The organism is Aquabacter spiritensis, assembly GCF_004346185.1.
GTDB lineage: Bacteria > Pseudomonadota > Alphaproteobacteria > Rhizobiales > Xanthobacteraceae > Aquabacter > Aquabacter spiritensis.
In genome coordinates, this window is sequence record NZ_SMAI01000020.1 from 58,454 (window position 1) to 75,323 (window position 16,870).

13 protein-coding genes are annotated in these 16,870 nt (G+C 67.8%); 10 read left to right on the forward strand and 3 right to left on the reverse strand.

The window, feature by feature from the left end:
* Positions 1–12 precede the first annotated feature (12 nt).
* From EDC64_RS22190 to recJ, 4 genes are all read left to right on the forward strand, one after another.
* Entirely contained in the window at positions 13–1,230 is a 1,218-nt protein-coding gene (locus EDC64_RS22190) for an LL-diaminopimelate aminotransferase (RefSeq protein ID WP_132035816.1), read from the forward strand.
* 21 nt (positions 1,231–1,251) lie between these two features.
* A complete protein-coding gene (locus tag EDC64_RS22195) occupies positions 1,252–2,547 on the forward strand; it encodes a homoserine dehydrogenase (RefSeq protein ID WP_207916163.1) in 1,296 nt (431 codons plus the stop codon).
* 3 nt (positions 2,548–2,550) lie between these two features.
* Entirely contained in the window at positions 2,551–3,537 is a 987-nt protein-coding gene (locus tag EDC64_RS22200; protein WP_132035822.1) for a fructose-bisphosphatase class II family protein, read from the forward strand.
* Positions 3,538–3,632: 95 nt separating this feature from the next.
* Entirely contained in the window at positions 3,633–5,474 is a 1,842-nt protein-coding gene (recJ, locus tag EDC64_RS22205) for a single-stranded-DNA-specific exonuclease RecJ (protein ID WP_165933860.1), read from the forward strand.
* Between the two features lies 1 nt (position 5,475).
* Here recJ and EDC64_RS22210 read toward each other — a convergent pair whose 3' ends face one another.
* Together EDC64_RS22210 and EDC64_RS22215 are read right to left on the reverse strand one after the other, a co-directional pair.
* A complete protein-coding gene (locus EDC64_RS22210; protein WP_165933861.1) occupies positions 5,476–6,825 on the reverse strand; it encodes a DNA polymerase IV in 1,350 nt (449 codons plus the stop codon).
* Positions 6,773–7,102 (reverse strand): DUF3572 domain-containing protein, encoded by a 330-nt coding sequence (locus EDC64_RS22215; RefSeq protein ID WP_132035825.1) that lies wholly within the window; start codon positions 7,100–7,102, stop codon positions 6,773–6,775. The genes EDC64_RS22210 and EDC64_RS22215 overlap by 53 nt, the downstream gene beginning before the upstream one ends.
* Positions 7,103–7,196: 94 nt before the next feature.
* On the opposite strand from EDC64_RS22215, the gene EDC64_RS22220 reads away from it, so the two are divergent.
* The 5 genes from EDC64_RS22220 to EDC64_RS22240 all read left to right on the forward strand — a co-directional run bounded on the left by EDC64_RS22220 (position 7,197) and on the right by EDC64_RS22240 (position 14,033).
* Positions 7,197–7,565 (forward strand): response regulator, encoded by a 369-nt coding sequence (locus tag EDC64_RS22220; RefSeq protein WP_132035828.1) that lies wholly within the window; start codon positions 7,197–7,199, stop codon positions 7,563–7,565.
* 358 nt (positions 7,566–7,923) lie between these two features.
* On the forward strand, positions 7,924–8,220 hold the full coding sequence (locus EDC64_RS22225) for an FAD assembly factor SdhE (RefSeq protein ID WP_132035831.1): 297 nt from the start codon (positions 7,924–7,926) through the stop codon (positions 8,218–8,220).
* Positions 8,221–8,294: 74 nt separating this feature from the next.
* Positions 8,295–11,819, forward strand: a complete 3,525-nt coding sequence (gene mfd / locus EDC64_RS22230; RefSeq protein WP_245504839.1) for a transcription-repair coupling factor — start codon at positions 8,295–8,297, stop codon at positions 11,817–11,819.
* A gap of 70 nt (positions 11,820–11,889) precedes the next feature.
* Positions 11,890–12,378, forward strand: coding sequence for a hypothetical protein (locus EDC64_RS22235; RefSeq protein WP_132035834.1), 489 nt, complete (start codon positions 11,890–11,892; stop codon positions 12,376–12,378).
* A 119-nt stretch (positions 12,379–12,497) separates the two neighbouring features.
* Positions 12,498–14,033, forward strand: a complete 1,536-nt coding sequence (locus tag EDC64_RS22240) for an EAL domain-containing protein (RefSeq protein WP_132035837.1) — start codon at positions 12,498–12,500, stop codon at positions 14,031–14,033.
* Between the two features lie 30 nt (positions 14,034–14,063).
* On the opposite strand, the gene EDC64_RS22245 is transcribed toward EDC64_RS22240, so the two are convergent.
* Complete coding sequence (locus EDC64_RS22245; RefSeq protein ID WP_132035839.1) at positions 14,064–15,860, reverse strand: extracellular solute-binding protein; 1,797 nt, start codon at positions 15,858–15,860, stop codon at positions 14,064–14,066.
* 197 nt (positions 15,861–16,057) lie between these two features.
* On the opposite strand from EDC64_RS22245, the gene EDC64_RS22250 reads away from it, so the two are divergent.
* Entirely contained in the window at positions 16,058–16,834 is a 777-nt protein-coding gene (locus EDC64_RS22250; protein WP_132035842.1) for an invasion associated locus B family protein, read from the forward strand.
* Positions 16,835–16,870: the final 36 nt, after the last annotated feature.

Sequence of the window (16,870 nt, forward strand, 5' to 3'; positions counted from 1 at the left end):
AGCTCGAGTGAGATGACCGATTTTCACCGTATTCGCCGGCTGCCGCCTTATGTGTTCGAGCAGGTGAACCGCGTGAAGGCCGCCGCCCGAAACGGCGGCGTCGACATCGTCGATCTCGGCATGGGCAATCCGGACCTCGACGCGCCGGCCCACGTCATCGAGAAACTGAAGGAAACGATCGGAAAACCCCGCACCGACCGCTATTCGGCCTCGAAGGGGATTCCCGGCCTGCGACGGGCGCAGGCGGCCTATTATGCCCGCCGCTTCGGCGTGAAGGTCGATCCGGACCGCCATGTGGTGGCGACGCTCGGGTCGAAGGAAGGCTTCGCCAACATGGCGCAGGCCATCACCGCGCCGGGCGACGTGATCCTCACCCCCAATCCGAGCTATCCCATCCACGCCTTCGGCTTCCTGATGGCGGGCGGCGTGATCCGCTCGGTGCCAGTCGAGCCGGATGCCGGCTTCTTCCATGCCATGGAGCGGGCGGTCCAGCATTCGATCCCGAAGCCGATCGCCGTGGTCCTCTGCTATCCCTCGAATCCGACCGCCACGGTCGCGCATCTGGATTTCTACCGGGACGTCGTCGCCTTCGCGAAGAAGAACGACCTGATCATCCTGTCCGACCTCGCTTATGCCGAGCTTTATTTCGACGACGATCCGCCGCCGTCCGTGCTCCAGGTGCCCGGCGCCATGGACGTGACGGTGGAATTCACGTCGATGTCCAAGACCTATTCCATGGCCGGCTGGCGGATGGGGTTCGCGGTCGGCAATGAGCGGCTGATCGCGGCGCTGTCGCGCGTCAAATCCTATCTCGATTACGGTGCCTTCACGCCGATCCAGGTCGCGGCCGCGGCGGCTCTGAACGGGCCGCAGGCGTGCGTCGCCGAGATGCGCGAGACCTATAAGCGTCGGCGGGACACGCTGGTGGACAGTTTCGGCCGGGCCGGCTGGACGATCCCCGTGCCGTCCGCCTCGATGTTCGCCTGGGCGCCGATCCCCGAGCCGTTCCGCGAGATGGGCAGCGTCGAATTCGCCAAGCTGCTGATCGAGAAGGCCGAGGTCGCGGTGGCGCCGGGCGTCGGCTTCGGCGAGCACGGCGACGGCCATGTCCGCATCGCCGTGGTCGAGAACGAGCAGCGCATCCGGCAGGCCGCGCGCAACATCCGCCGGTTCTTCGAGACCGCCGGCGCGACGCTGCACAATGTGGTCCCGCTGAGCGCGGCCCGCTGAGCCCCAACCGACGGTCTGATCATGCGTGAATTGAAAGTTGGACTGGCTGGCCTCGGCACGGTCGGAACGGGCGTCTTGCGCATGCTGGATCGCCAGCGGCTCAGCCTCGCCGCGCGCACCGGCTGCGAGATCCGGGTCGTTGCGGTCAGTGCGCGCGACCGCGCGCGCGACCGCGGCGTCGACCTCTCCGCCATGCGCTGGCACGACGATCCGGTCGCGCTCGCGCGGGATCCGGAGATTGACGTTCTGCTCGAACTGATGGGCGGGGAGGGCGATCCTGCCAAAGCGGCGGTCTGCGCCGCCCTCGATGCCGGAAAATCGGTGGTGACCGCGAACAAGGCGCTGCTCGCCCGTTGCGGCACCGATCTTGCCGCACGGTCCGAGGCGGCCGGGGGGCGGCTGCGCTTCGAGGCGGCGGTGGCGGGCGGCATCCCGATCGTGAAGACGCTGCGCGAGGCGCTGGCCGGCAACACCATCCATCGGGTGTCCGGCATCCTGAACGGAACCTGCAATTACATTCTGACCCGGATGGCGGACGAGAAGCTGTCGTTCGAGACCTGCCTCGCGGAAGCCCAGCGGCTCGGCTATGCCGAGGCGGATCCGACGTTCGACATCGACGGTTTCGACACCGCCCACAAGCTCGCGCTGCTCACCAGCCTCGCCTTCGGCACGCGGGTCGACGCCGAAGCGATCTATGTCGAAGGCATTCGGTCCTTGACGCTCGCCGACCTCGCTGCGGCGGACGATCTCGGCTACAAGGTCAAGCTTCTGGGCGTCGCGGTGCGCACCGATCAGGGCATCGAGCAGCGCGTCCATCCCACCATGGTTCCGAAACATTGGCCGATCGCCCAGGTCTCGGGCGTCACCAATGCGGTCGCGATCGACGGCGACGCGGTCGCCCTGACCCTGGTCGGGCCCGGCGCCGGCGGCGACGCCACGGCATCGGCTGTGGTCGCCGATCTCGCCGATCTCGCTTTGGAAGCCGGCGGATTCGCCTTCGGCCTCCCCGAGGCCGGGCTCCGGCCGGCGGAGCGGGCGCCGATGCAGCATCATGAAGGCGGCTATTACATCCGCCTCGCCGCCCGCAACAAACCCGGCACCGCTGCCACCATCGCCCGCCGGATGGCGGACGAGGGCATTTCGCTCGAATCGATCGTGCAGCGCCGGCCGGATCGGAGCCAGGACGGCGAGCCCGCGACCGTCATCCTCATCACTTATGCGACGACCGAGGAAGCGGTGCGCCGCGCCGTCGCGCGCATGGAGGGGGATGGCGTGCTCGCCTCGCAGCCCCAAGTCATCCGGATCGAGAAGGACTGAGCCATGGAGAGCCGGATCGCCCCCGTTCTGGACCGACGGCTCGCCATCGACCTCGTCAACGTCACCGAGCGGGCCGCGGTCGCGGCGGCGCGCTGGCGCGGACGCGGCGACGAGCCGGCGGCCGAAGAGGCGGCGATCCAGGGCGCGCACCGCGAATTGATGCGCTGCGTCTTCACCGGACGCATCGCCATCGGCGAAGGCCCGGAAGCCGCGACGCAGCGCCTGTTCCACGGCGAGGCAGTCGGGATGGGCGGGCCGGAGGTCGACATCGCGATCGACGCATTGGAAGGCACGACCCTGTGCGCGAAGAACATGTCCGGCTCGATCTCGGTTGTCGTGGTCGCTGAACCGGGATCGCTGCTGACCCCGCCGCCGGTCTATATGGAGAAAGTCGCAATCGGCCCCGGCTATCCCGCGGGGATCGTGTCGCTCGCGGCGCCGCCGGGGGAAATGGTGCGGGTGCTCGCCGAGGCGCGGGGCGTGGCGACGTCCCAGATCACCGCCCTGGTGCTCGACCGGCCGCGTCATTCCAAATTGATCGAGGCGGTGCGGCAGGCGGGCGCGTCGGTGAAGCTGATCACCGACGGCGACGTCGCGGGGATCATCCACACGACGACTCCGAAGGAGAGCGGGGTCGACCTCTATCTCGGCTCCGGCGGTGCCGCCGAGGGCGTGCTGGCCGCCGCCGCACTGCGCTGCATGGGCGGCCAGATGGAAGGCCGCCTGGTGCTCGATACCGAGGCCAAGCGCAAGCAGGCCAAGGCCATGGGCTTTCGCGACTTCGACCGGGTGTACAAGATCGAGGACATGGTGAAGGGCGATTGCCTGGTCTCGGTCACGGGCGTCACCGATGGTGCGCTCCTCGACGGCGTGCGCTTCGGCCGCGACACGATCAAGACCGACACGCTGCTGATGCGGGCGGCGACCGGCATCCTGCGGCGCGTTACTTCCACCCATCGCGATCTCGGGCGCTTCGCCGCCGACGAGTGAGGCGCGGGCGCGATCCGATCGGGTCGAACCGACCTGAGGGGTGAGGGTGTCGTGAAATCGGCTTCCGCTCGGCCGGTCGGGCGCGGGGCGTCTCGATGCGGCTCGACGCGGCGCCCGTGCTCTGCCTTGATAGGCCGGTGAATGCACATGTGCCGAATCGCTCCTTCCTGAACGTGACCGCGTCCGCCACCGGCCGGGCGTGGCGCGACCGTCTGGACGCGCGGGGCGCGCAGACCGCCCTCGCAATGGCCCAGCAACATGGCGTTCCAGACGTCCTCGCCCGCATTCTCGCGGGGCGCGGGGTTGGGCTGGACGAGGTTCCGGCCTTCCTCGACCCGTCGATCCGCACCCTTCTGCCCGAACCGAACTCCCTCACCGACATGGCGCCGCTGGTGGAGCGGCTCGCCGATGCGGTCCGTGCGGGCGAGCAGGTTGCCGTATTCGGCGATTACGATGTGGACGGCGCGACCGCGACGGCGCTCCTCGTGGGGCTGTTGCGCGCCGCGGGCCTCGATCCGCTGTTTCATATTCCCGACCGCATCTTCGAGGGCTATGGGCCGAATCTCGCCGCCATCGAGCGCCTCGCCGAACGCGGGGTCACGCTGCTGGTGACGGTGGATTGCGGCACCACGAGCCTCGAAGCCCTCGCCGGTGCGAGGGCCTTGGGGCTCGACGTGCTGGTGATCGATCACCACCAGGCGGGAGAGACGCTTCCGGCCGCGGTGGCGCTGGTCAATCCCAATCGCGAGGACGATCTGTCCGGCCTCGGTCATCTGTGCGCCGCCGGGCTCGTCTTTGTTACGCTGGTGGCACTCGTGCGCCGGCTGCGCGAGCTTGGGCATTGGACCACGGCGCGGCCGGCGCCCGATCTGCTCGACAGCCTCGATCTGGTCGCGCTCGGCACCGTCGCGGACGTCGTGCCGCTCAAGGGTCTCAACCGCGCCTTCGTCGCCAAGGGCCTGATTGCGCTGCGGCGACGGCGCAGGCTCGGACTGACCGCCTTGATGGATGTGGCACGTCTCGACGGACCGCCGCGTCCCTGGCATCTCGGCTTCCTGCTCGGTCCCCGCATCAATGCCGGCGGCCGGATCGGCGATGCGGCGCTCGGCACCAAGCTGCTGCTCACCGAGGATCCGGTCGAGGCGCGCCTGATCGCGGCCGAACTCGACCGCTTGAACGGTGAACGCCAGGAGGTCGAGCGCGCCATTCTCGCCGCGGCCGAAGGCGAGGCCCAGGCCTCGGTCGGGCTGACGGATGCCGGCGCGGTCGTGGTGGTCAGCGGGGAGGGGTGGCATCCCGGGGTGGTCGGCCTCGTCGCCGCACGGCTGAAGGAGCGGTTCGGCCGGCCGGCCTTCGCGATCGCGTTCAACGGCGAGACCGGCACCGGATCGGCGCGCTCGATCGCGGGGGTCGATCTCGGCCGCGCGGTGCGGGGGGCGGTGGAGTCCGGGCTCCTGGTGAAGGGCGGCGGGCACGCCATGGCCGCGGGATTGACCGTGGCGCGCAATCGGCTCGGCGACCTGCGCGCCCATCTCGAACAGGCCCTCGCGGCGCAGGTCGAGCGGGCCCGGGCCGATCAGGCCCTGATCATCGACGGCGCACTGACGGCGGGGGGCGCATCTGTCGCCTTGATCGAGAGCGTCGCGCGGGCCGGACCCTTCGGCGCCGGCAATCCCGAGCCTGTCTTCGCCTTCCCCAATCACCGGCTGGCTTATGTCGAGACGTTCGGTGCCGGCCATGTGCGGGCCCGGCTCGTCGCCCATGACGGGGCCGCCCTGAAGGTTACGGCATTTCGCTGCGCGGAGGAGCCGCTCGGCAAGGCCGCGCTCGCGGCACGCGGCGCGCTGGTGCATGCGGCCGGGACGCTCGAAGTGGAGCACTGGCAGGGCGAGCAGCGCGTGTCGTTCCGCCTGAAGGACCTCGCGCCGCTCATCTGACTCAGGGACGGCTGCGGCCGCGCTTGTCGGTGCCGAGCAGGATGCCGCGCGCAACCGCCCGGTCGCCGAACTTGGCCTTCAGCTTGTCCATCGCCTCCTCGGCCGCCTTCAAGCGTGGCGTGTGGCGGTCGAGAAGGTCGGCGGGATCGGCGTCCGCACCCGGCGAAAGATCGGACAGGCCGACGCCGATCAGCCGGAATCGGGTGCCGTCCACCTCCTTGAGGAGCAAATCGTGCGCCGCCGCGTAAAGCCGCGCCGCCAGGATCGTCGGCGCGTCGAGCGTGCGGGAACGGGTGCGCAGCCGGAAATCGGCCGTCTTCAGCTTCAGCGTTACGGTCCGACCCGACAGGTCGGCGCGTCGCATGCGGCCGCAGACTTCCTCCGAAAGGGCATAGAGGCTCTGCTCCAGAGGCCGCAGCTCGGCCGTGTCGGCATCGAACGTGGTTTCGGCGGAGACGCTCTTCGCCTCGCGTTCTGGCGTGACCTTGCGCGCATCCAGGCCGCGCGCGAGGCGCCAGAGTCGCAGGCCCTCGGCGCCGTAGAGCCGGGCGAGATCGGCCGCGTCGGCGCGCTGGAGGTCGTCGATCCGGTGATAGCCGTCCCTGGCGAGGCGGGCGCCGAAAGCCGGGCCGACGCCCCAGATGAAGGTGACGGGCCGCGGCGCGAGGAAGGCCGCCGCCTCGCCGGCCCCGATCACCGAGAAGCCACGCGGCTTGTCGAGTTCCGACGCGGTCTTGGCGAGAAATTTGTTGGCGGCGAGGCCGACCGAGACCGTGATGCCGATCTCGTCCTCCACCTGCGCGGCGAACCGGGCGAGCGACCGGCCCGGCGAGAGGCCGTGCAGCCGGGCCGTTCCGGAAAGGTCGAGGAACGCCTCGTCGATGGAAAGCGGTTCAACGAGCGGGGTGAGGGCGCGCATCTTCTCGCGCACCTGCCGTCCCACGGCGGCATATTTGCGCATGTCGGGTTTCACGATGACGGCGTCCGGGCACAAAGCGCGCGCCTTGAACATCGGCATCGCCGAGCGCACGCCGTGGACGCGCGCGATATAGCACGCCGTCGAGACGACGCCGCGCACGCCGCCGCCGACGATCACCGGAACGTCGCGCAGGCGCGGATCGTCCCGCTTCTCGACCGCGGCGTAGAAGGCGTCGCAATCGACATGGGCGATGGCGAGGCTGTCGGCTTCCGCGTGCCGCACAAGCCGGGGGCTGCCGCAGCGGGCACAGCGCGGCCCGCCGCCCGCATCCGCGAGACAGTCCCGGCAGAAGCCCGTGGCGGCCGGCCGGTTCACCGCCTCAGTGCCTGCGCGCCGGGGCGTCGGGATCGAACGGCGGGTCGAGCACGGCATGCGCTGTCAAAACGTCCTGCGGCCGCAGCTTCGCCTTCGCAGAGAAGGCGATCAGCATCGGCTCGTCGGACAGGATGAAGGCGAGCACCGCCGCCGCGAAATCGGGCTCCGCGGCCCGCGCCCGGAGGTCGCCCGGGCTGAGCCCGCTCTGGGCAAGGAAACCGCCGATTCGCTCCATGTCCTCGGCGAGGAAGGCGAGGGCCTCGATCGCCACCGCCTGGGCGGCGTCGCGGGTGCGCAGGGGGGTCGAGGAGGATGTCTTGTCTCTGATCGGCATTTGCGCTTCCGCAAGGTTTGGTCTCTAGCTTCATTCCGCACATGATGTCCGATCCGCCCGCGCCTGCGAAGCGGCGGACGGGGGGATGCCGGCAATGCCGAAGACGGTCATGATCGTCGAGGACAACGAGCTTAACATGAAGCTCTTTCACGACCTCCTGGAGGCGCACGGCTATCGCACGGTCGAGACGCGCAACGGGATCGAAGCGATGGGCCTCGCCCGCACGCACAGGCCCGACCTGATCCTGATGGATATCCAATTGCCGGAGGTGTCCGGTCTCGAAGTCACCAAATGGCTGAAGGCGGACCCGGACCTGCAGCATATTCCGGTGGTTGCCGTCACCGCCTTCGCCATGAAGGGCGACGAGGAGCGGATCCGGGCCGGCGGGTGCGAGGCCTATCTGTCGAAGCCGATCTCGGTGGCGAAATTTCTGTCCACCGTCCGTGAATATGTCGGCGATTGATTCTCCGATTTGATTTCGCCCCGGCTTCCGTTACCTTGAGGCGATCGGGAAGACGAAGCCTGACGCGCGACGCGCCTGCGGCGCGCCGGCTTCCAGATAACCCTACGGGGTGCTCAGGTCCGCCGCATCTCCTGGGTCCGTGGGGTTCGGCCGGCGGCGGGACGCGATCGGGAGGCCTCCCCGTGCGTCTCCCGCCGGCCACCCGGCCCCTCCATTCCACAATCTCGGCGACCGATGGGCTACCCTCGCGGCGCCTTGCGCCGATCTAGCCAATCCCTGGTGCTTCGCCCTATAAGCCTGCTGCGACGGACGGCCCGCTTCGGGTCCGGCCGCGCGCGGCGTTGGAAGGAACGCGAAGATGACGGGAGCCACCAAATCGAGCGCCGGCTTGGATCTCCGCCGCCGCCGCATTCTGTTTCGGGCCTGGCATCGCGGGACCCGCGAGATGGATCTGCTCATGGGCCGGTTCGCCGACGCCCAGATCGACCAGCTCTCGGAGGCGGAGGTGGCCGAATTCGAGACCCTCATCGAGGTTCAGGATCCCGATCTGTTCGGCTGGATCTCCGGCTCGCTCGACGTCCCCGCCGATATGGACACGCCGGTCTTCCGCAAGCTCAAGGACTGGCACCTCTCCGGGGTCGGCGTTCCGGAATGATTTGAAACCCGGCTGCCCCGCCGGCTCTTCTCCACCGGGTGGTTCCGCCGCCCGGCCCGCGATGGAATTTTGCCGTGAAGCGTCCCCGCCTGCTCGCCGACGACATCCGCCCTGGTCATGCGCTCACCCTTTCCCGCGTGCCGGACGGGATGGAGGGGCTGGTGGTCGGCGATCTCGCCCGAACCCTGGCCGCCCGAGCCACGGCGCCCTGGCCGAGCCTGGCGGTGATCTGCCGTGACGGACAGCGGATGGCGGCGCTCCAGCGGGGGCTCGCTTTCTTCGCGCCGGAGATCGAGGTTCACACCTTCCCGTCCTGGGATTGCCTGCCTTACGACCGCGCCTCGCCGAACGGCGCGATCGTCGCCCAGCGCATGACCACGCTGGCGCGTCTCGCCCGGGTCAAGGGCGGGGCGGCCGCCGTCGTCCTGACGACGATCAATGCGATGGTCCAGCGGGTGCCGGCCAAGGCGCTGGTCCAGGTACAGTCGCTGTCCGCCGCCCCCGGCAACGCCATCGCGCTGGACGGTGTCGCCGAATGGGCCGAGCGCAACGGCTATCTGCGCACCCCGACCGTACGTGACACCGGCGAATATGCGGTGCGCGGCGGGCTGGTGGATCTGTTTCCGCCGGGCCTTCCGCAGCCGGTGCGACTCGATTTCTTCGGCGACACGCTGGAAAGCATCCGCAGCTTCGATCCGGAAACGCAACGCTCCTCCGGCCAGATGCGCGCGCTCGATCTGGTGCCGATGGCCGAGTTCCAGCTCACGAGCGAGACCATGCGGCGCTTCCGCATGGCCTATCTCGCGGAATTCGGTGCCGATACGAAGGGCGACACGCTCTACGAGGCGGTCAGCGAAGGCCGCCGGCATGCCGGCATGGAACATTGGCTGCCGCTGTTCCACGAAGGCCTCGGCACCCTGTTCGACTATCTCGAAGGCACCCCGCTCGTGGTCGATCCGCTCACCGGCGACGCCGCCGGCGAGCGGATCGCTCAGATCCAGGATTATTTCGACGCGCGGCGCGAGGCCCTGGCGATCGCCGGCCAGCATTCGGGCGCGGGTGCGGTCTATAAGCCGCTCCCGCCGCATCGGCTCTATATGACGACGGAAGAGTGGCGCGCACGGCTCGCCGAAGCGGCTCTGGTGCGCGTCAGCCCGTTCGCCCTGCCGGAGGGCGCCGACGGCAAGATGGTCGACCTCGGTGGCGTCCAGGGCCGCTCCTTCGCCGCGGAGCGGGCGGACCCGGACGGCAATGTGTTCGACAGCGCGGTGGCGCACGTGCGCGCGCTGCAGAAGTCGAAGAAGGTCATCCTCGCGGCCTGGAGCGAAGGCTCGCGCGAACGGCTCGGCACCGTGCTCGCGGATCACGGGCTGAAGGACACCACCACGATCGCGCGATTCTCCCTTCTCGACGCTTTGTCGAAGCCGCAGGCGGCGCTCGCCGTCTACGGCTTGGAATCCGGCTTCGAAACGAACGATTTCGCGATCATCGGCGAGCAGGACATTCTGGGGGATCGTCTGGTGCGGCCGAAGCGCAAGGCGCGCCGGCCCCAGGACGTGATCTCGGAACTGACCACGCTGACCGCCGGCGATCTCGTCGTACATGTCGACCACGGCATTGGTCGCTTCGTCGGCCTCAAGGCGATCGAGGCCATGGGCGCGCCGCACGATTGCCTCGAAATCCATTATTCCGGCGGCGACAAGTTGTTCCTGCCGGTGGAAAATCTGGAACTGCTGACGCGCTACGGCTCGGAGGAGACCGAGGCGCAGCTCGACCGGCTTGGCGGCACGGCATGGCAGAGCCGCAAGGCGCGGATGAAGAAGCGCATCCGGGAGATGGCGGCCGAACTGATCAAGATCGCAGCCGGACGCCAGCTCTCCGAGGCGCCGCGCTTCACGCCGCCGGTGGGCGCCTATGACGAATTCCGCGCGCGATTTCCCTATGAGGAGACCGACGATCAGGAGGCGGCGATCGCGGCGGTGCTCGACGATCTCGCCTCCGGCCGGCCGATGGATCGGCTGGTGTGCGGCGATGTCGGGTTCGGCAAGACCGAGGTCGCGCTGCGCGCGGCCTTCGCGGTGGCGCTCTCCGGCCAGCAGGTCGCCGTCGTGGTGCCGACGACCTTGCTGGCGCGCCAGCATTTCCGCACCTTCTCCGAGCGCTTTAAGGGGCTGCCGGTGAACGTCGCGCAGGCGTCGCGAATGGTCACGGGCAAGGACCTCGCTGCGATGAAAGCGGGGCTCCAGGACGGCACCGTGGACATCGTGGTCGGCACCCACGCTTTGCTCGGCAAGGCCATCCATTTCAAGGATCTCGGCCTCGTCATCGTCGACGAGGAGCAGCATTTCGGCGTCGCCCACAAGGAGCGGCTGAAGGCGCTGCGTGCGGAGGTCCACGTCCTCACGCTGACTGCGACCCCGATCCCGCGTACCCTCCAGCTCGCCATGACCGGGGTCCGGGAGCTGTCTTTGATCGCCACCCCGCCGGTCGACCGGCTGGCGGTGCGTACCTTCATCTCGCCGTTCGATCCCCTGACGGTGCGCGAGGCGCTGCTGCGCGAGCGGTATCGCGGCGGACAGAGCTTCTATGTGGTGCCGCGGATCGAGGATCTCGCCGAGGTGCGCGATTTCCTGGAAAAACAGGTGCCCGAGGTGAAGGTCGCGGTCGCGCACGGCCAGATGGCGGCGACCACGCTCGAGGACATCATGGCGGCCTTCTATGACGGCCAGTACGACGTGCTGCTGTCCACGACCATCATCGAGAGTGGTCTCGACGTCCCGAATGCCAATACCCTTATCGTCCACCGCGCCGACATGTTCGGTCTGGCGCAGCTCTATCAGCTGCGCGGCCGGGTCGGGCGGGCGAAGGCGCGCGCGTATGCGCTGTTCACCGTCCCGGCCGCCAAGCCGATCACGGCGCAGGCGGAACGGCGGCTCAAGGTGTTGCAATCGCTCGAAACGCTCGGTGCCGGCTTCCAATTAGCGAGCCACGACCTCGATATCCGCGGGGCCGGCAATCTTCTCGGCGACGAGCAGTCCGGCCACATCAAGGAGGTCGGCTACGAGCTCTATCAGGAGATGCTGCAGGAGGCGATCGCTCACCTCAAAGCGGGGATCACGGAAATCGCCGCCGACAAATGGTCGCCGAACATCACCATCGGCATGCCGGTCCTGATCCCGGAGGACTATGTCGCGGACCTGCATGTCCGGCTGGCTCTATACCGGCGCCTCGCCGACATCGAGGACGACGCCGCGCTGGATTCCTTCGGCGCCGAAATCGTCGACCGGTTCGGGCCGGCACCCGAAGAGGTCGAGCACCTTCTGCGCCTCGCGCAGATCAAGGCCCTGGCACGCGCCGCCAATGTGGGGAAGGTCGATGCCGGGCCGAAAGGCGTGGTGCTGACCTTCCGCGACAACCAGTTCACAGACCCGGCGGGCCTCGTCGCGATGATCCATTCGGAAGGGCCGCAGGCCAAGGTCCGGCCGGATTTCAAGGTCGTCTTCCTGCGCGAGTGGCCGAACGCGGAAGCGCGCTTGAGGGGCACCCTGGCCGTCCTGAAGCGGCTGGCGAAGCTCGCGGAGAAGCGCAAGCTCGGCTGATTTCATCCATTTGTGTGTACTTTTCCGACGTTTCGCGCATGCTGCCCGCAGATCGGGAGGAGGGGGCTTCATGTTCGATCCAACGACGCTGGTGGGATTCCACACGTGGCTCAGTCTGTTTGCCATCGTGTTTGGCGCTTTGGGTGTTGCAGCGGCCTTGAGCGGGAACGGCGCATCAATCTGGGTGCCGCCGTTTCTGGCGACCGCAATTCTCACCAGCGCCACCGGATATCTGCTTCCCGCGCCGGGCGTCCTGCCATCGCATGTGGTCGGTGCCATCGCATTGATCGTCCTCGCGATTTTGCTTTACGCCCGGTTCGTTAAGCTCTTGAAAGGGTTTTGGGGCGGGGTTGATGCGGTGTGCATGGTTTCGAGCTTGTATTTTCTCGTGTTTGTTGCTGTGGCACAGGCGTTTCTGAAGATTCCGGCTCTTGCGCGGGCGGCGCCTACTGGAACTGAAGCGCCGTTTGCAGGGGCACAAATCTGTGTTCTTTTGGGATTTATTTATCTTGGATGGATTGCGGTGCGGAATAAACACAGGCCTGCCCACGCGGGTTGAGGCGCTGCGGCGGTCGCACCAAAATTACGTCGCCCGCATGTCGGTATCAGGGTGACGCCATCCAAATTCGGGGGGATGCGGTCGGGTCCGTGTGCCGCGCATCCTAGAAAGTCGGTCCGATGTTCCAATCAGCGAAACGCGCCGAGACGAAGCTGATCGCCGCCTTCGGCGCCGTGATCTGCTTTTTCTTCGTGCTGTTCTGCCTGGTCGATTACCGAGACTCCCGCCACGACGCCCTCACGGGCGTTCGCAGCCAAAGTCACGGAATTGTGTCATGGGTCGAACGCAATCTGGAAATCACCCAGCAGACCGTCCGTGCGGTCGCCGAAGAGGCGCGGTCGGATTGCCGGGAGGGTCGGATTTCGACTCTTGTCGGCCAATTGCTGCGCACCGTCTCCGTCGACGGCATCGAGGTGCGGGACGGAGTGCGGACGGTCTGCACATGGAAGCCGCCGGTTGAAGGGCCGACAGCGGCCAAATCCTGCCCCGCCTCCAAATCGGAAGGGGCTGTGATTCCGGTCAAGGCCCAATTGTCGAACGGGATGACGGCGATCGCCTATGTCGATGTGATGTGCCTGCTGACGCCGTTCGTGCTCTCGCTGGGGGATGCGCGGCTGGAAGCACTCATCGCGGCCGGTCTGAAAGACGTGGGCGCGGTGACGGATGGCACCATCGCGTTTCCGGCCCAACAGTGGTGGAATCCGCAGGCCCACGTGGTGCAGGCCTCAGAAGCCTGGCCGCTCGCGATCGGGGTCTCCGTGCCGGAACATGTTCTGGCGCGGATCTGGGCCAAGCGTGTGCCGCTCCATGTCGCCCTCTTCATGGCCCTCGGGGGCGCGTTCTGGCTCGGTCCGGTGAGCATGATGCGCCGCCGGTTCTCGATCGACGGCCAGGTGCGCAGCGCCCTCAAGCGCGGGGAATTCCGGCTGCTCTATCTCCCCACGGTCGAAGTCGAAACCGGGACCTGGGTGGGCGTCGAGGCGCTCCTGCGGTGGCACCACGGCCAGCTCGGCCTGTTGCAGCCCTCGGCCTTCATTCCCTGGATCGAAAAGAGCCCGCTGATCCACGACACCACATCCTGGGTGATGACCCGCGCGGCGGCGGACCTCGCGCAGCTGCGCGCGCTCGACGATACGCTTTATGTCGGGATCAACGTGCCCCCGAGCCAGCTCGGTGACAGCCGGCTGGCGGATGCCGCGATTTCCGCCTTCGGCGGGGCGCCCAATGCGCTCGCTCGCGTGATGTTCGAGCTGACGGAGCGCGAGGTGGTCGATTATGGGCTGCCGGTGGTGCAAGAGGTCGTCAAGCGCCTGCGCGCGCACGGCGCCCTGTTCGCGCTGGACGATTTCGGCGTCGGTTTCTCCAATCTCAATTGCCTCGACAATATCCGGGTCGACGTCATCAAGGTCGACAAGTCCTTCACCCAGCAGTTCGACCGGCACGGCTACGAGCCGCACGTCATCGATGTCATCGTCCGCCTCGCGCAGGAACTCGGCATGACGGTGATTGCGGAGGGGGTCGAAACGGAAGGGCAGCGCGAACATTTGCGTCGCCTCGGCATCCGCCTCGCCCAGGGTTTTCTGTTCTGCCGGCCCCTGGAGCTGGAAAAGGTGCTGGCGCACCTGGACCGCCGGAGCCCGGTCGGCGCCGGGTAGGCAGGTCAGCGGGCCGCAGCCGGCTGTGCCTCAGTCTGGGATTCGCCACCAGGTCTCCGGCAAGGTTCCGTAGAGCGAAGGCGTCGTCGGCCGGGCGATCACGCGCCACCGGGCCAGCCATTGGCCGGGCGGATGAAACAAGGGGACGTCATAGGCCCCCGAGATCAGGACGCGGTCGAGCGCGCGCGCCGATTCCTCCAGATCGTCCTGATCCCGCACCCCGGACAGGCGGGCGATCAGCGCGTCGGCCGCGGGACTGCGCATGCCCATATAATTGCGCGTCCCCGGCACCAGGGCGGAATCGGATCCGAAATAAAACGCCTGCTCGGTGCCCGGCGAGAGCGACTGCACCCAGGTGAAGGGCACCATGTCGAACGCATAGGTGCTGCGGCGGGCGTCGAACTGGACCGGATCGACCATGCGCACCTGTGCCGCGATTCCGGCGCGGGCGAGTTGGCTCGCAAAAGCAAGGCAGAGTCGCTCCTGCTCGCGCGTGGTCACCATGATTTCGAAGGCGAAGGCATCGCCCTGCGCGTTCACCAGCCGCCCCTCCTGCAGACGCCAGCCGGCGGCGGCCAACAGATCGAGCGCTGTCCTGAGGCTGCCGCGATCACGACCGGACCCGTCGCTCTTCGGCGGCGCATAGGTTCCCGCCATCACATCCGGCCGCACCTCCGCTGCGAACGGCGCGAGGAGCGCGCGCTCGCGCGGCGAGGCCGGTCGGCCGAGCGCCGAGAGGTCGGATCCGTCGAAGAAGCCGCCCGTGCGCGCATAGAGGCCATGAAAGAGATTTCGGTTGATCCAGTCGAAATCGAACAGAGTGCGGATCGCCCGGCGCACCCGGACATCGGCGAACAGCGGGCGCCGCGTGTTGAAGACCAGGGCGTAATGCGGTCTCGGTAGACGGGTCGGGATCGTCTCCCGGATCACGTCGCCGCTTCGGACCGCGGCGAAATCGTAGCCGGACTGCCACCGCGCGGGATCGGTCTCGAACCGGGCATCGACCAGCCCGCGCTTGAACGCTTCGAATTCGGTCGTGGCGTCGCGATAATAGTCGAAACGCAGCTCGGCGAAATTATAGAGTCCGGCCATGGCCGGGACCGCCGCCCCCCAATAATCGGGATTGCGGACCAGCGTCACGCTCGCGCCCGCATCCACCGTGCGCACGACATAGGGACCCGAGCCCAGCAAAGGTGCCAGGCTGGTCGAATCAAACGTGGCGCGGTCGGTCGCATGGCGGGCCAAAACCGGCAGGAGGCCCATGATGAGCGGCATTTCGCGGTCCGGCGCCGCGAACGTGAAGCGCACGGTGAGCGGGCCCGTCGCTTCGGCGCGCGCCACCTTGCCGTAATAAAGTCGGTGGTTCGGCCGCCCTTTCTCGCGCAGCAGATCCCAGGAAAACAGCACGTCCTGCGCGGTGACGGCGGTGCCGTCGGAGAACCGGGCGCGGGGATCGAGCCGGAATTCGACATAGGAGCGGTCGGGATCCGTCTCGACGGTGCGGGCGAGCAGACCATACAGAGTAAACGGCTCGTCATAGCTGCGCACCATCAGGCTTTCGATCAGGGTGCCGCGGACGAAGCCGGTCGCCGAACCCTTGATGATAAAGGGATTTAGGCTGTCGAACGTGCCGGTGAGGGAAAGCGTCAGCCGTCCGCCCTTGAGCGCAGCCGGATCGACATACGGAAAATGCGTGAAGGTGTCGGGGAGGGCGGGCTGGCCGTGCATCGCAATCGCGTGCCGCGGCGTGTCTGCACGTCCTGTCGCCGCCGAGCCAAGAAGGACGGCGCAGATCAGCCCCGCATACCCCGTTCGACCCCAGATCATCGCTTCTCCGCACCGCAGCGGTCACGCTGTCGCGCCCAAGCCGCATTTGCCGTCAATGTATCACGTCGGCGAAGGGGGGCTGGCGTCACCTTATCGCCTCATTTGACACAGAGAGAGCCAGCGTTAAGAGGGGACCGGGCTCGCCGTCGCGTCTTCCTGCCGGGCCTGGCATATCGCATCACGGGGATAGTTCCGGAATGACACACGCCACTCCTTTGCGCCGCGCCGGCAGCGTGACCGCCGTCCTTCTCGCGCTCGGTTTCGCCGCCCCTGCCTTGGCGCAGGCGCAAGGCCAGGCAAAGCCGCCCGCCAAGCCGGCCCCGGCCGCTCCGGCGGCTCAAGCCGCCCCCGCCGCGCAGCAGCAGGCGCAGGGTGCCCCGCCGTCTGTGGCGGTTCCGGGAATCCACACGCCCTGGACCAAAGTCTGCGGAACGGACCAGGCCGCCGGCAAGCAGATTTGCATGACGACGATCGACTTCACCGCCGAGACCGGCCAGCCGCTTGCTTCGGCCGGCATCCGCGAGATGAAGGACGATCCGAACAAGAAGTTCATCGTCTCGGTGCCGATCGGCATGCTGGTCCAGCCCGGCACCCGCGTCATTCTCGACCAGCAGCCGCCGCTTTCGCTGAAATATGAGATCTGCTTCCCGAACGGCTGCTTCGCCAGCCTCGACGTGAACGCCGATTTCGTAACCAAGCTCAAGAAGGTGCAGACCATCACCATCCAGGCGCTGCAGATGGGCGGACGTACGCTCAATTTCCAGCTGCCGGCGAAGGATTTCGCCAAGGCCTATGACGGCGCGCCGTCCGACCCGAACGTGGTCGCGGCCGAGCGTCAGAAGCTCGCCGAGGAATTGCAGAAGCTGGCGCAGAAGAAGATGGAAGAGCAGGGCGCCGCTGCCGGTCAGCCCGCCGCCGGTGCGACCCCCGCGGCGGCACCGGCCGCTCCCGCTCGGCCCGCTCCGGCCCGCTGAGGGATTGGGGTTCACGGTGAGCGCCACGGCATGTGG